The sequence below is a fragment of the Enterobacter huaxiensis genome, assembly GCF_003594935.2.
GTDB lineage: Bacteria > Pseudomonadota > Gammaproteobacteria > Enterobacterales > Enterobacteriaceae > Enterobacter > Enterobacter huaxiensis.
The window spans coordinates 3,246,610-3,262,009 of record NZ_CP043342.1; the positions used below are offsets into that span (position 1 = coordinate 3,246,610).

General features: G+C 59.1%; 13 protein-coding genes and 1 pseudogene. 5 read left to right on the plus strand and 9 right to left on the minus strand.

Annotation, left to right across the window (positions count from 1 at the left end; translation table 11 throughout):
- Positions 1–24 precede the first annotated feature (24 nt).
- A complete protein-coding gene (deoR, locus tag D5067_RS15545) occupies positions 25–783 on the plus strand; it encodes a DNA-binding transcriptional repressor DeoR (RefSeq protein WP_119934940.1) in 759 nt (252 codons plus the stop codon).
- A 67-nt stretch (positions 784–850) separates the two neighbouring features.
- Here deoR and dacC read toward each other — a convergent pair whose 3' ends face one another.
- Entirely contained in the window at positions 851–2,056 is a 1,206-nt protein-coding gene (gene dacC, locus D5067_RS15550; RefSeq protein ID WP_119935453.1) for a serine-type D-Ala-D-Ala carboxypeptidase, read from the minus strand.
- Positions 2,057–2,298: 242 nt separating this feature from the next.
- Between dacC and D5067_RS15555 the strand changes: the two genes are divergently transcribed.
- Positions 2,299–2,925 (plus strand): glutathione S-transferase family protein, encoded by a 627-nt coding sequence (locus tag D5067_RS15555; protein WP_119934941.1) that lies wholly within the window; start codon positions 2,299–2,301, stop codon positions 2,923–2,925.
- On the opposite strand, the gene D5067_RS15560 is transcribed toward D5067_RS15555, so the two are convergent.
- Together D5067_RS15560 and bssR are read right to left on the minus strand one after the other, a co-directional pair.
- The gene (locus tag D5067_RS15560; protein WP_119934942.1) at positions 2,926–4,044 is read right to left on the minus strand and encodes a PQQ-dependent sugar dehydrogenase; all 1,119 of its coding nucleotides are present in this window, start codon (positions 4,042–4,044) and stop codon (positions 2,926–2,928) included.
- Between the two features lie 106 nt (positions 4,045–4,150).
- Complete coding sequence (bssR, locus tag D5067_RS15565; RefSeq protein ID WP_119934943.1) at positions 4,151–4,534, minus strand: biofilm formation regulator BssR; 384 nt, start codon at positions 4,532–4,534, stop codon at positions 4,151–4,153.
- 216 nt (positions 4,535–4,750) lie between these two features.
- On the opposite strand from bssR, the gene rimO reads away from it, so the two are divergent.
- Positions 4,751–6,076, plus strand: a complete 1,326-nt coding sequence (gene rimO, locus D5067_RS15570; protein WP_119934944.1) for a 30S ribosomal protein S12 methylthiotransferase RimO — start codon at positions 4,751–4,753, stop codon at positions 6,074–6,076.
- Positions 6,077–6,184: 108 nt separating this feature from the next.
- On the opposite strand, the gene gsiD is transcribed toward rimO, so the two are convergent.
- The 5 genes and pseudogenes from gsiD to iaaA all read right to left on the minus strand — a co-directional run bounded on the left by gsiD (position 6,185) and on the right by iaaA (position 12,407).
- Positions 6,185–7,096 carry a glutathione ABC transporter permease GsiD gene (gene gsiD / locus D5067_RS15575; RefSeq protein ID WP_119934945.1) on the minus strand — a complete coding sequence of 304 codons (912 nt, stop codon included), beginning with the start codon at positions 7,094–7,096 and terminating at the stop codon, positions 6,185–6,187.
- 1 nt (position 7,097) lies between these two features.
- On the minus strand, positions 7,098–8,018 hold the full coding sequence (gene gsiC, locus D5067_RS15580) for a glutathione ABC transporter permease GsiC (protein ID WP_119934946.1): 921 nt from the start codon (positions 8,016–8,018) through the stop codon (positions 7,098–7,100).
- A gap of 5 nt (positions 8,019–8,023) precedes the next feature.
- Positions 8,024–9,562: a glutathione ABC transporter substrate-binding protein GsiB gene (gene gsiB / locus D5067_RS15585; RefSeq protein WP_119934947.1), complete on the minus strand. Its 1,539-nt coding sequence runs from the start codon at positions 9,560–9,562 to the stop codon at positions 8,024–8,026.
- Between the two features lie 23 nt (positions 9,563–9,585).
- The gene (gene gsiA / locus D5067_RS15590; RefSeq protein ID WP_119934948.1) at positions 9,586–11,457 is read right to left on the minus strand and encodes a glutathione ABC transporter ATP-binding protein GsiA; all 1,872 of its coding nucleotides are present in this window, start codon (positions 11,455–11,457) and stop codon (positions 9,586–9,588) included.
- Positions 11,444–12,407, minus strand: a pseudogene (gene iaaA, locus D5067_RS15595) (beta-aspartyl-peptidase). Before iaaA ends, gsiA begins: the two are co-directional and overlap by 14 nt.
- Positions 12,408–12,596: 189 nt before the next feature.
- On the opposite strand from iaaA, the gene moeA reads away from it, so the two are divergent.
- A complete protein-coding gene (moeA, locus tag D5067_RS15600) occupies positions 12,597–13,829 on the plus strand; it encodes a molybdopterin molybdotransferase MoeA (RefSeq protein WP_119934950.1) in 1,233 nt (410 codons plus the stop codon).
- A 1-nt stretch (position 13,830) separates the two neighbouring features.
- Complete coding sequence (moeB, locus tag D5067_RS15605; protein ID WP_119934951.1) at positions 13,831–14,583, plus strand: molybdopterin-synthase adenylyltransferase MoeB; 753 nt, start codon at positions 13,831–13,833, stop codon at positions 14,581–14,583.
- 98 nt (positions 14,584–14,681) lie between these two features.
- Here the strand turns inward: moeB and fsa are convergent, their stop codons facing one another.
- Entirely contained in the window at positions 14,682–15,344 is a 663-nt protein-coding gene (fsa, locus tag D5067_RS15610) for a fructose-6-phosphate aldolase (RefSeq protein ID WP_119935454.1), read from the minus strand.
- Between the last annotated feature and the right edge of the window lie 56 nt (positions 15,345–15,400).

Genomic DNA, 15,400 nt, shown 5'->3' on the forward strand with positions numbered 1-15,400 from the left:
CTCACTTTTATACCCCGAGGAACTATGGAAACACGACGCGATGACCGCATTGCTCAGCTGCTGCAGGCGCTGAAGCGCAGCGATAAGCTGCACCTCAAAGAAGCCGCGGCCCTGCTGGGCGTTTCTGAGATGACCATACGTCGTGACCTGAACAGCGACAGCGCGCCCGTTGTGCTGTTGGGCGGGTATATTGTGCTCGAGCCGCGAAGCGCCAGCCACTATCTGATAAGCGATCAAAAAACCCGCCTTGTTGAAGAGAAGCGCAAAGCGGCACGGCTGGCCGCCATGCTGGTGCAGCCGCATCAAACCCTGTTTTTTGACTGCGGGACCACGACCCCGTGGATTATCGAAGCCATCGACAGCAGTATCCCGTTTACCGCCGTATGCTACTCCCTGAACACCTTTCTGGCCTTGCAGGAGAAACCCGAGTGTCGGGTGATCCTCTGCGGGGGCGAATTCCACGCCAGCAACGCCATTTTCAAGCCGCTCAATCTTCAGGATACGCTGAACAATCTATGCCCGGACATCGCGTTTTACTCAGCGGCGGGCGTGAACGTGCGTCAGGGGGCAACCTGCTTTAACCTGGAAGAGCTGCCGGTGAAGCACTGGGCGCTGAACGCTGCGCAGCACCATGTGCTGGTGGTCGATCACAGCAAGTTCGGCAAGGTGCGCCCGGCAAGAATGGGCGAGCTGGCGCAGTTTGACGCCATTGTGAGTGACTGTCGCCCGGATGACGAGCTGGTAGCGTACGCGAAGGCGCAGCAGGTGAAGCTGATGTATTGAGAGGGGTGTGGCCTGATGCCCTCACCCCGGCCCTCTCCCACAGGGAGAGGGAAAAAACCCATAAGGTTTAGCTAAACCAGCTGCCAAACCAGCCGTGGAATTTCATCATCACGAAGTCCCACATCCGGCTGAAGAAACCGCCCTCTTCCACCGCTTCCATCACAATCAGCGGACGCTGTTCAATCGACTTGCCGTTAAGCTGGAAATCAATCGTCCCGACGACCTGGCCTTTTTTCAGCGGCGCGGTGAGCTGCGGGTCGGTCAGGGTGAAGCTGGCTTTCAGGTTTTTCAGCTGACCGCGCGGAATCGTGACTGAACCGGCCTCGCCTGCTCCGAGGTTTACCTCACTCTTGTCACCAAACCAGACGCGCTGGCTAACAAACGTTGCATCCGGCTTAATTGGCGTTACCGTTTCAAAGAAGCGGAAGCCCCAGGTCAGCAGTTTTTCTGATTCGTTGAAGCGGATACGGTCCGTTTTAGTGCCCAACACGACAGACACCAGGCGCATATCGCCCTGCGTTGCAGAGGCCACCAGGTTGTAACCTGCCCCGGCCGTGGTGCCGGTTTTCATTCCGTCAACGTTGACGTTGCTGCTCCACAGCAGGCGGTTGCGGTTCGGCTGGCGGATCTTATTGAAGGTGAACTCTTTCTCTTTGTGGATAGCGTATTCTTCCGGTACGTCATGAATCAGCGCTTTTCCCAGCAGCGCCATGTCGCGCGCGGTACTGAACTGACCCGGCGCATCGAGACCGTGAACCGTTTTAAACGTCGTGTTGGTTAAGCCCAATTTTTGCGCGTAGCCATTCATCAAGCCAATGAAAGAATCCTGACTGCCGGCAACGTAATCGGCCAGCGCGATACAGGCATCGTTGCCAGACTGAATAATCACGCCTTTATTCAAATCGGATACAGAAACCTGATCGCCGGGTTTCAGGAACATCACCGAAGAGCCGCGCAGCGCCGGGTTCCCGGTCGCCCAGGCATCTTTCCCGATGGTGACCATATCATCAAGTTTGATTTTTCCCGCTTTCAGCGCCTGCCCGACCACATAGCTGGTCATGATCTTTGTCAGACTGGCGGGGTCGAGTTTTTCATCGGCGTTACCTTCCGCCAACACCTTGCCGCTGGCGTAATCCATCAGGATCCAGGCGCGTGCATCTACCGGTGGCGCTTCGGGCGCCGCCTGTTCTGCCGCATAAAGCGTAGGGGAAAAAAGGAAAAGCAGCGCAGAACCTGCCGCCAGGCTGCGCAGAGAAGAAGTTTTTTGCGTCATAAATGCCACCCGAGTGTCCTTTCTAAAATCACGTCACAATCACCGTGTCGCAAGAAGCGATGAGTAATAGCGCACAACAGCGTTCAAAGAAACCTAAACCAGGTAAAGTTTTTAAAGTTTATGCAATAACATTCAGATACGCTTTGATTCATACGAATTATTTGTCTCCTGTTGCGTAATGGTTAGGTTTATCTCACCATGACAAATCGCTGGCTCGGATTCACATCTCATCGGGAGTAAACATGATTACGCTGTGGGGCAGGAACAATTCAACCAACGTTAAGAAAGTCCTCTGGACGCTGGAAGAGCTCGATTTACCGTTTAAGCAGGTGATGGCAGGTTTGCAGTTTGGCGTAAACAAAGAGTCGGACTATCTCGCCATGAACCCGAACGGCCTGGTGCCGCTGCTGCGCGATGAAGAGACGGGCGCGACGCTGTGGGAATCCAACACCATTGTGCGTTATCTTGCCGCCCAGTACGGCCAGAGCCGCCTGTGGGTTGATAGCCCGGCGCAGCGCGCGCAGGGTGAAAAGTGGATGGACTGGGCAAATCAGACGCTTTCTCCGACCCACCGCGTGATCCTGATGGGGCTAATCAGAACGCCAGAGGCCGAACGTGATTACCCCGCCATACACGCCGCGCAGGACGCCTGTGAAGACCTGTTTGCGATGATGGACGACGAGCTGTCTAAGCACGCCTGGTTCTCCGGTGACGCGTTCGGCGTAGGCGATATTGCCGTTGCGCCCTTCGTCTGGAACCTGACCAACATGGGCCTGAAGTGGGCACCGCGCCCTCACCTTGAGCGCTGGCTCCAGCAGCTGAGCGATCGCCCGGCCTACCGTAACGTGGTGATGATCCCGGTCACCTGATTACGCTCCGGACGGGCTGACCTTCAGCAGCTGCCCGTCCGTTTCATCGGTCAGAACATACAGATACCCGTCCGGTCCAACCCGCACATCGCGAATGCGCTGGTCTTTATCGCCCAGAATGCGCCCGTCCTCGGTCACCTTATTGCCGTCCACGCTCAGCACGATAACGTCTTTTTCCTTCAGTGCCCCCACGAACAGCTTGTTTTTCCACTGAGGGAAGACGTCGCTGTTGTAGAACGCCATGCCGCTTACCGCGGGTGATACTTTCCAGACAAACAGCGGTTTTTCGGTGCCCTCGGCGTGCTCGCCTTTCGCTTCGGGGATCTTCAGGCCGCTGTAGTTAATGCCGTGCGTCGCCAGCGGCCAGCCGTAGTTCTTCCCTTTTTCAGGAATGTTGATTTCATCCCCGCCGCGCGGGCCGTGCTCGTTAAGCCATAGCGCGTCGCTCCACGGGTTCATCGCCATCCCCTGCGGGTTACGGATCCCGTAGGACCAAATTTCAGGCCGTGCGCCAGCGGCGTTCACGAACGGGTTATCCGCAGGTACTTTCCCGTCTTCGGTCAGGCGCACCACTTTACCCTGCAGTTTATCCAGATCCTGCGCCGTCGGGCGCTGGTTGTTTTCACCCAGACCAATAAAGAGATAGCCTTTGCCGTCGAACACCAGACGTCCGCCAAAGTGGTTGCCGGTTGAAAGTTTAGGCATCTGGCGGAACACCACCTGGAAGGCTTCGATGCGCGAGAGGTCGTCGCTCAGACGGCCATACCCCACCGCCGTGCCCGCTTTCCCGTCATCTCCCGCCTCGGCATAGCTCAGCCATACCCGGCGGGATTTTTCAAAATCGGGGGCCAGCACCACGTCAAGCAAACCGCCCTGACCGTTCGCCCACACTCTCGGTACGCCGACAATCGGATCGGATAGCCCTTTCCCCGCCTGCCAGTGCTTCAGCTGGCCGTCTCTTAAGGTTATTAAGAGACCCTTATCGTCCGGCAAAAACGCCAGCGACCAGGGATAGTCAAGCTTAGTCTGGAGCACCTCGACCTTTACCGCATCCGGCGCGGCAAGCAGTGACACAGGGAATAACAACGCGGGGACCAAAATCAGCGAGGATCGATGCATAACGCGCTCCTTTATCAGCATATGGCTTAAAGATTAGCCACATCGTCCGGGCACGTTACCACTTTTACAAAAGCTTGATCAGAAGGGGGAGTTTCCTCCCCCGGGCTTAGTGCTGTTCAAGCCGAGCGTGCTTGTTCAGGCACATGATGCAAAGAGAGAGCGTCGTCAGGCAGTTTTCGAGCTTCTCTGCGTTAACAGCAATAAAATTGGGGCAGTCATGGCGTCCATTCATCAGGCACACCCCTGCGATGGAAAGCACCTCGGCGGCACGACGCAGCGCCATCAGCTCGCTTTCGCCATATTCCGCCTTCAGGGTCGGCGCTTTTTCACGCATGTAATTGCAAAGTTCAAAGAGATTATCACGCAGATGTTCGCTTTCGCTGACTGACATATACCCTTTCGCCTTCCTCAGCTGTAGATACGCGGCAAGGTCGATTCGGGCGTTGATCAGCTTGTTAAGCAGATCGCGTTTCAGTCTGTCAACGGACATGCTAGTTCCTCCTCTGTCAGCCATGTTGCACAATTATAATAAGGTTAAATTTTGTACAATTGAATGCCGAAGATCAATAAACCGTAACTGATTAACATTCTTTACAATGTTACAACGTCTGAAGGATTCATCTGCCCCGCAAAGAGTGTATAAATCCCCCGCGATACGCTGTAAAATCCCGCCCTGATAACTCCATAATTGATGAATTTTTAACCTATGAGCAATGTTACGCACCAGCCGAAAATCGGCTTTGTCTCCCTGGGCTGCCCGAAAAACCTGGTGGATTCCGAACGCATCCTGACCGAGCTTCGCACTGAAGGCTATGACGTCGTACCAAGCTACGACAACGCCGATATGGTGATCGTTAATACCTGCGGCTTTATCGACAGCGCGGTTCAGGAGTCTCTGGAAGCCATCGGCGAAGCCCTGACTGAAAATGGCAAAGTCATCGTGACCGGCTGCCTGGGCGCAAAAGTGGACCAAATCCGCGAAGTGCACCCGAAGGTGCTGGAGATCACCGGCCCGCACAGCTACGAGCAGGTGCTGGAACATGTTCATCACTACGTGCCAAAACCAAAGCATAACCCGTTCCTGAGCCTCGTGCCGGAACAGGGTGTGAAGCTGACGCCGCGCCACTATGCCTACCTGAAGATTTCCGAAGGCTGCAACCATCGCTGCACCTTCTGCATCATCCCGTCCATGCGCGGCGATCTGGTGAGCCGCCCTATCGGCGAAGTGCTGGCGGAAGCCAAACGCCTGGCTGATGCCGGGGTCAAGGAGCTGCTGGTCATCTCCCAGGACACCTCGGCCTACGGCGTAGACGTGAAGCACCGCTCCGGCTTCCACAACGGCGAGCCGGTGAAAACCAGCATGGTCGGCCTGTGCGAGCAGCTCGCTAAGCTGGGCATCTGGACGCGTCTGCACTACGTCTACCCGTACCCGCACGTTGACGACGTGATCCCGCTGATGGCCGAAGGCAAAATCCTGCCGTATCTGGACATCCCGCTGCAGCACGCCAGCCCGCGTATTCTGAAGCTGATGAAGCGTCCTGGCTCCGTTGACCGCCAGCTGGCGCGCATCAAGCAGTGGCGTGAAATCTGCCCGGAACTGACCCTGCGCTCCACCTTCATCGTCGGCTTCCCGGGTGAAACCGAAGAAGACTTCCAGATGCTGCTCGACTTCCTGAAGGAAGCACGTCTGGACCGCGTCGGCTGCTTCAAGTACAGCCCGGTGGAGGGCGCTACCGCCAACGAGCTGGCGGATCAGGTGCCGGAAGAGGTGAAAGAAGAGCGCTGGAACCGCTTCATGCAGCTGCAGCAGCAGATCTCCGCCGAGCGCCTGCAGGAAAAAGTGGGCCGCGAGATCATGGTGATCGTTGACGAAGTGGACGAAGAAGGCGCGATTGGCCGCAGCATGGCGGATGCCCCTGAAATCGACGGCGCGGTGTATCTTAACGGCGAAACCAGCGTTAAGCCGGGCGATATTATTCGCGTGAAGGTTGAAAACGCGGATGAGTATGACCTGTGGGGTAGCCGGGTTTAATTACATTCCCCTCACCCCGGCCCTCTCCCCAAAGGGGCGAGGGGGAAAACCGCACCGAGCAGTCCCCTCTCCCCTCCGGGGAGAGGGTTAGGGTGAGGGGCAATAAATCTACCCCTTAATCCTCGGATCCAGCGCGTCGCGCAGCCCGTCTCCCAGCAGGTTAAACGCCAGTACGGTCAAAAAAATCGCCAGGCTCGGGAACAGCGCCACGTGTGGCGCAATCACCATGTCCGCTCTCGCCTCGTTCAGCATCGCGCCCCACTCCGGCGTCGGTGGCTGCGCCCCTAACCCCAGAAACGACAGGCTGGCCGCCGAGATAATCGACACGCCGATGCGCATCGTAAAATAGACCACGATGGACGACACCGTGCCCGGCAGGATATGGCTGAACAGAATAGTAGTATCGCTGGCGCCCATGCTGCGCGCCGACTCGATAAAGGTTTGCTGCTTCAACACCAGCGTGTTGCCGCGCACCAGACGGGCAAAGGCCGGAATCGAAAAGACCGCGACCGCAATGATAACGTTCGCCATCCCGCTGCCCATAATCGCCACCACGGCGATCGCCAGCAGGATCCCGGGGAAGGCAAACAGCACGTCGCAAATACGCATGATGATGCGGTCCCACCAGCCTTCGTAATACCCGGCTACCAGCCCCAGCACCGTGCCAATCGCCGCACCGATTAATACCGCAAATACCCCCGCGGCCAGGGATATCTGTGCACCCACCAGCACGCGGCTGAAGATATCGCGCCCGAGCGAGTCCACGCCAAACCAGTGCAGCATCGACGGCCCGTCGTTCAGACGGTCATAGTCAAAATAGTTTTCAGCATCAAAGGGCGCGACCCAGGGCGCAATAATCGCCACCACGATCAGCAGCAGCACGAAGAGTCCCGCCGTTATCGCAACGGGCTGGCGACGAAAACGCCGCCAGAATTCAGACCACGGCGTGCGGACATGGTCCGGCTTGAGCCCCGGCATAGCGTTTAATACCGCCTGACGACGCCAGTTCAACAATCGCATCTTACTTGTACCTGATGGCCGGGTTAATGGCGGCGTAGAGCACGTCCACCACTAAGTTAATGAGAATAAACTCCAGCGAGAAGAGCAGGACTTCCGCCTGAATCACCGGGTAATCACGCATGTCGACCGAGTCGACCAGCAGGCGCCCCAGACCCGGCCAGTTGAAGACCTTTTCCACGACGATAGAGCCGCCCAGCAGGAAGCCAAACTGCAGCCCCATCATCGTCACCACCGGGATCATCGCGTTGCGAAACCCGTGCTTCAGGATAACCCACTTCTCGCTCACCCCTTTCGCCCGCGCGGTGCGGATGTAGTCTTCGCTCAGCACGTCAACGAACGACGCGCGGGTGAAGCGCGCCATCACCGCGGCAACGGCTGCGCCCAGCGTCATGGAAGGGAGAATGTAGTGTTTCCAGGTATCGGCGCCCACGGTCGGCAGCCAGCCCAGCTCTACGGAGAAAATCTGCATCAGCAGCATGCCCAGCGCAAAGGCCGGAAAGGAGATGCCGGTCACCGCCAGCGCCATGCCGAGCTTATCCGGCCAGCGGTTGCGCCAGACGGCGGCCACAATCCCGGCGCCCAGCCCAAACACCACCGCCCAGCTCATGCTGGCAATCGTTAGCCAGAAGGTGGGCATAAAACGGCTGGCAATCTCCTCCGATACCGGGCGACGCGACACCATCGAGGTGCCAAAATCGCCCTGCAGGACGTTGCCGATATAGTGCAGAAACTGCTTGTACAGCGGCTGGTCGAGACCCAGCTGCTTGCGCACCAGGTCGATAACGGTCGCATCAGCCTCCGGCCCCGCCACCAGCCGAGCAGGATCGCCCGGCAGCATATGAACAAACAAAAAGACCAGCACCGCCACAATCAGCAGCGTCGGAATCAGCCCCAGCAGGCGTTTACAAACATAATTCAGCATGAGGTTTATTTTAAATCCGCGTCATCAAAGCTAAAGCCCGTATCCGGCATGATATAGAACCCGGTCAGCGCTTTGTTATGGGCAGAAACCAGTTTTTCCACCACCAGCGGCACCCACGGTGACTCTTTCCAGATGGTGTCCTGCGCCTCTTTATACAGCCGCGCTTTCTCCTCCGGTTTGGTGGTTTTCAGCGCGTCAGACAGGTTTTTATCCACCTGCGGGTTGCTGTAAAAGGCCGTGTTGAAGAGCGTTGGCGGCCAGTTCTGTGAGGCAAACAGCGGTGACAGCGCCCAGTCTGCTTCTCCGGTTGAGGCCGTCCAGCCGGTGTAGAACATCCGCACACCGCTCTCTTTCTGACCTTTGCCCTCCACTTCCGCCGCACGCTGGCCGGCGTCCATCGCGGTTACCTGCGCTTTGATGCCCACCTGCGCCAGCTGCTGCTGGGTAAACTGCAGCACCTTCTGGGCGGTGCTGTGATTATGCGATGACCACAGCGTGGTGCTGAAGCCGTTCGGGAAGCCCGCCTCTTTCAGCAGCTCGCGCGCTTTGGCCGGATCGTACGGCCACGGCTGGTAGCTTTGCGCATAGGCGATAGCCGGTGGCAGCACGCCAGTCGCCGGAGTCGCATAGCCCGCAAACGCCACCTTCACCAGCGCCTGGCGGTTGATCGCGTAGTTAATGGCTTCACGCACCTTCGGGTTATCAAACGGTTTTTGCGTAACGTTCATGCTGATGTAGCGCTGCATGATCGACGGGCTGGCGACCAGCTCCAGCTTGCCGTTTTTCGCCAGCAGCGCCGCCTGCTCGTAAGGGATCGGGAACGCAAACTGCGCTTCGCCGGTTTGCAGCATCGCCGCACGGGTATTGTTGTCCACCACCGGACGCCAGGTGATGGTGTCCAGCTTCGGCAACCCCTGCTGCCAGTATCCGGCGAACTTCTTCACCTTCACAAAATCGGTCTGGTTCCAGGTGAGCAGCTCGTACGGGCCGGTGCCGACCGGGTGGAAGCCGATCTCTTTACCGTATTTCTTCAGCGCCGCTGGCGAAATCATTGCCGTCGCCGGGTGCGCAAGAATATTGATAAACGCGGAGAACGGCTCTTTGAGGGTGATTTTCACGGTCGCCGGGTCAACCGCCTCGGTGCTGGCGATGTTTTTATACAGGTTATAGCGCTTCAGGCCGTTTTCCGGGTTACTCGCGCGGTCGAGGTTCACCTTCACCGCCTCCGCGTTGAAATCCGTGCCGTCCTGGAACTTCACGCCGGAGCGCAGCTTGATGGTATAGACCAGCCCGTCGTCCGAAACGGTATAGCTCTCCGCGAGCACGTTTTTGAGCTTCATCTCTTTATCCAGGCCAAACAGCCCCTGGTAGAACGATTTCGCTACCGCCTGGGAGAGGGTATCGTTAGCGTCATACGGATCCAGCGTCGTGAAATTGGAACCGACCGCGACGACCACGTCTTTGGCAGCGAACGCGGGGGATGCGGCCAGGGCTGCCGTCACGCTCGCGGCTAACAGCCATGTCCGAGCAACAAATTTAACCATTGTGTTCTCCTGCCTGTTGTAAGTTATAACCGCGAAAATGCATTGTCCTGACGCGGTGGTGCGACAAAATGACCGGGACCCACTTCACGCAGCGCCACGCGCTCCATGCTTTCGCCCCGTTTACGAATATTGCTCGGCATTTCGTCCTGCAGCAGCACGCGCTGGGCGTGACGATGCGCAGGATCGGCAACCGGTACGGCGGCCATCAGCTTGCGGGTGTACGGATGCTGCGGGTTTTCAAAGACCGCGCGGCGCGGGCCAATCTCAACGATCTGCCCCATGTACATCACCGCCACGCGGTGGCTGATGCGCTCCACAACCGCCATGTCGTGGGAGATAAACAGGAATGCGATCCCCAAATCCCGCTGTAAATCGAGCAGTAAATTGATGATTTGCGCACGGATAGAGACGTCCAGCGCTGAAACAGATTCGTCCGCAATTACCACCTTTGGGTTTAGCGCCAGCGCCCGCGCAATGCAGATGCGCTGCCGCTGGCCGCCGGAAAATTCGTGCGGATAGCGCCAGGCGTGTTCCGGCTTCAGGCCCACCCGCTCCAGCAGCCAGGCCACGCGGCGCTGCGCCGCTTCGCCGTCGAGCAGGTTATGCACCCGCAGCGGCTCCATAATTGAGTACCCCACCGTGTGGCGCGGATCGAGCGAGGCATACGGATCCTGAAAAATAAACTGAATATCCCGGCGTACCGCCTGCAGCTTGCTCTCCGGCAGGGTGTCAATGCGCTCGCCGTTGAAGGTAATACTCCCTTCCTGCGACTCCACCAGCCTGAGCAGCGCCCTCCCGGTGGTGGATTTACCGCAGCCGGACTCCCCCACCAGCGCCAGCGTTTCGCCTGGCCACAGGTCAAAGCTGACGTTTTCAACCGCATGCACTTCGCGCTTCACGCGGTTCAGTATTCCGCCGCGCAGGGGAAAACGGGTGACCAGATCGCGCACTTCCAGGATCGGCTTGCCCGGCACTACCGTATCCTGCTCGGTCTCCGCTTCCTGACGCCCCGGATCGCCCTGGGAGATTAGCGGGAAACGGCGCGGTAAATCGCTGCCGTTCATTGCGCCAAGGCGCGGCACCGCCGCCAGCAGCGCGCGGGTGTAGGGGTGAACGGACGCATGGAATATTTGCTCTACGCTGCCGGTCTCCACGGCATTGCCCTGGTGCATGACCAGCACGCGATCGGCAATATCGGCAACCACGCCCATATCGTGGGTGATAAAGATCACCCCCATGTCCATCTCCTGCTGCAGGACTTTGATTAGCTGCAGGATCTGCGCCTGAATGGTGACATCCAGCGCCGTCGTCGGCTCGTCCGCGATCAGCACCGCCGGGCGGCACGACAGCGCCATGGCGATCATCACGCGCTGGCGCATTCCGCCGGAAAGCTGGTGCGGGTAGCGCGCTAAAATGGCCTGCGCCTCCGGAATCCGTACCTGCTCCAGCATCCGCTTAGCCTCAAGGAGCGCTTCATCGCCGCTCAGACCCTGATGCAGCCGAATGGACTCGGCAATTTGCTCCCCCACCGGAAAGACCGGGTTCAGCGAGGTCATCGGCTCCTGGAAGATCATGGCGATATCCGCCCCGCGCACGCCCTGCATCTGCGAGGCGCTCAGTTCGTTTAAATCGATGACCTGTCGGTTACGGCGGCGCAGCAGCATTTGCTCGCTGTTCACCTGCCCACCCGTCTGTTCAAGCAGGCGCATCAATGCCAGCGCGGTGACGGATTTACCTGAACCGGACTCCCCAACGATCGCCAGCGTTTCGCCGCGGTTGAGCGAAAACGATAAATCCTGTACTGCAGGGATGAACTGCCGCTCTTCCTGAAAGGCAATATTCAGCTGATGAACCGCCAGTACTTCCCGGCTGTCCAGCTCTTCACTGTGCGGCACGCGTTGCCCCCTTATTCACGATAAATCCCCGTACTGGGCTCATCACCCGCATAGCCCCAGGCGCGGTACATCCCTTCGCTGTTGAACGGCAGCGCCACGTTACCCTCGCGATCTACCGCAATGAGCCCGCCGACGCCGCCCAGCGCGGGCAGTTTCTCCATCACCACGCGCTCGCAGGCCTCGCTCAGGCTCAGCCCGCCGTAATCCATCAGCGCGGTGATGTCGTAGGCCGCCAGAGCGCGGATAAACACTTCGCCGGTTCCGGTGCAGGAGACCGCCGCCGTGGCGTTATTGGCATAGCACCCCGCCCCCGGCAGCGGGCTGTCGCCTACCCGACCCGGTAGCTTGTTGGTCATACCGCCGGTGGACGTGGCTGCGGCAAGATTGCCGGCCTTATCGAGCGCCACCGCGCCAACGGTGCCCATTTTGGTACGCTCATCCAGCGGCGCGGCGTGGTCAAGCTGCGTCATGCCCGCAGTACGCGCGTCCAGCAGCTGCTGATAGCGCGCCTCGGTGGAAAAGAGATCGGGCGATACCGACTCCATCCCGTGTTCAAAGGCAAACTGCTCCGCGCCCGCCCCCGTCAGCAGAACGTGGGGGCTCTGCTCCATGACCAGACGCGCGGCCAGCACGGGATTACGCAAATGGCTGACGCCTGCAACGGCGCCGGCTTTCAGGCTAATTCCGTCCATGACGCAGGCATCCAGCTCGTGCGTTTCGTCACGGGTAAATACCGACCCAATACCCGCATTAAACAGCGGGCACTCTTCCAGCTGGCGCACCGCCTCGGTGACCACATCCAGCGCGCTTTCGCCCGCCTCCAGCATTCGCTGGCCCGCTTCCACGATGGTGGACAGCGCATCAATGTAGCGCTTCTCAAGCTCAGGGCTGAGCTGTGCACGGGTGATTGCCCCGGCGCCACCGTGAATTGCGATTACCGCATTAACCATTACGCATCACCCGTCAGCCTTATTTGCGGCTTTTTCTATAAATATCATTATCGTCGATGAATCTTCAGATGATTTTTGAATATAGAAAGACGCATCGGTGATGTAAAGCGTACACCTATCGGGTCATACAGTTAGCCGCACTTTTCTGCCATAATGGGCGCTTTCGTCGTTACTCCGCAGGAGCCACCCATGGATTTTACCGCCGGACTGATGCCGCTTGAGACGGCACTCACGCAGATGCTTGACCGCATTTCCCCACTGCACGAACGCGAGACGCTGCCCCTGGCGCGCTGTTTTGGCCGTATTGCCGCGGGCAATATTGTCTCCCCGCTTAACGTGCCGGGGTTTGATAACTCTGCAATGGACGGTTACGCGGTGCGCCTGGCGGATCTTCAGACGGGTAACGCGCTTCCCGTGGCGGGTAAAGCCTTTGCCGGCCAGCCGTTTAGCGGTGAGTGGCCTGCGGGCACCTGCGTGCGCATCATGACCGGTGCGCCGGTTCCGGCAGGCTGCGACGCCGTGGTCATGCAGGAAGAGACCGAACAAACGGATGACGGCGTGCGCTTTATCGCCAACGTTAAGGCGGGCCAGAACATCCGCCGCGCGGGCGAAGATATTACGCGTGGCGCAACGGTCTTTGCCGCCGGGCAAAAGCTCACGGTCGCCGAGCTGCCGGTGCTGGCATCCCTCGGCATCGCCGACATTGACGTGATCCGCAAGGTACGCGTCGCCGTCTTTTCCACCGGCGACGAGCTGCAGCTGCCGGGTCAGCCGCTGAAAGAGGGGCAGATTTACGACACCAACCGTCTGGCGGTGCACCTGATGCTCGAACAGCTGGGCTGTGAGGTGATTAACCTCGGCATTATTCCTGACGACCCGGAAAAACTGCGCGCCGCGTTTATCGAAGCAGACAAATCCGCAGACGTGGTGATCAGCTCCGGCGGCGTATCGGTAGGCGAAGCGGACTACACCAAAACCATGCTCGAGGAGCTGGGTGAAATCGCCTTCTGGAAGCTGGCCATTAAGCCCGGTAAACCGTTCGCCTTCGGCAAGCTTGAACACAGCTGGTTCTGCGGCCTGCCGGGTAACCCCGTCTCTGCGGCCCTGACCTTTTACCAGCTGGTGATCCCGCTGCTGGCGAAGCTTTCCGGCAATATCGCCAGCCCGCTGCCTGAACGCCAGCGCGTGCGCGCCGCTACGCGCCTGAAAAAATCACCGGGACGTCTCGATTTCCAGCGCGGGATCCTGGCGCGTAACGCTGACGGCGAGCTCGACGTGAGGACCACCGGACACCAGGGCTCGCACATTTTCAGCTCCTTCAGCCAGGGCAACTGCTTTATCGTACTGGAGCGCGAGCGCGGCAACGTCGAGGCGGGCGAATGGGTTGAGGTCGAGAGCTTTAACCACCTGTTCGGAGGCTAAGATGACGGTGGAGCTGAGCGACCAGGAGATGATGCGCTATAACCGCCAGATTGTGCTGCGCGGTTTTGACTTTGAGGGGCAGGAAGCGCTTAAGGCAGCAAAGGTGCTGGTTGTCGGCCTGGGCGGGCTGGGCTGCGCGGCCGCGCAGTACCTTGCCGCGGCGGGCGTGGGCAGGATGACGCTGCTGGATTTCGATACCGTGTCGGTGTCCAACCTGCAGCGTCAGACGCTGCACAGCGATGCGACCGTTGGCCAGCCGAAGGTGGAATCCGCCCGGGCTGCGCTGGCGCGCATCAACCCCAACGTTCAGTTCACCCTGATAGACGCGATGCTGGACGAAGACGCGCTCTTTGCGCAGGTTGCTCAGCACGACCTGGTGCTGGACTGCACCGATAACGTCACCATTCGCAATCAGCTTAACGCGGGCTGTTTTACCCATAAAACTCCGCTGGTCTCCGGCGCGGCGATCCGCATGGAGGGCCAAATCAGCGTCTTTACCTACGCCGAGGGTGAACCCTGCTACCGCTGCCTGAGCCGCCTGTTTGGCGAGAACGCGCTGACCTGCGTCGAAGCGGGCGTGATGGCGCCGTTAGTGGGCGTGATTGGGTCGATGCAGGCGATGGAAGCAATCAAGGTGCTGGCGCGTTACGGCACCCCGGCTGCGGGGAAAATCGTGATGTATGACGCGATGACCTGCCAGTTCCGCGAGATGAAGCTGATGCGTAACCCGGGGTGTGAGGTGTGCGGAGGTTAAACCCTGCTGCGGCCTGATGCCCTCACCCCAGCCCTCTCCCACGGGGAGAGGGAGAAAATCGTAGGCCGGGTAAGCGTGAGCGCCACCCGGCAACAGTATCAGATCGACGTCCGTCCAAACGCCCCCTGCCAGTCCTGCTCAAACTTCACAATCGCCGCGTCTACTGCCGGAGAGGTAATAAACTGCTGCGCCACGTCCAGCGGCAGCGTGATGGACTCGCACCCTGCCAGCAGGCAGTCCAGCGCCTGGCGCGGGGTTTTAAAGCTCGCGGCCAGCACTTTTGACTGCGGGGCGTGCAGCGTCAGCAGCTGCTGCAGTTCAACCACGGTCTGGATCCCGTCCCCGCCCTGTGCGTCCACGCGGTTAACGTAGGGCGCCACATACTCGGCCCCTGCCAGCGCGGACAGCATCCCTTGCGCTGCGCCGTATACCGCCGTGCCCAGCGTCGGGATCCCTTCGGCTTTCAGCATCTTGATAGCCGCCAGCCCTTCTGCGGTCACCGGCACTTTAACCACCAGATCGTTGATAATCGCGCGCAGCCTGCGCGCGTCTTCCACCATCCCTTCAGCGGTGGTTGCCATCACCTGCGCGAACAAACGGCCTTTGCCGCCCAGCGCGTCGTGCAGTTCTGGCAGCAAAACGTCCAGCGGCGTTTTACCGGCTGCCACAATGCTTGGGTTGGTGGTCACGCCCGCCAGCGGGAAGATGCGCGCCAGCTTTTTGACTGCCGCTACGTCTGATGTATCGAGATAAAGTTCCATGATGTCGCCCTCAAAATTAGCCTGCACTTACCCTATCATGACAAAACCTGCTCAAG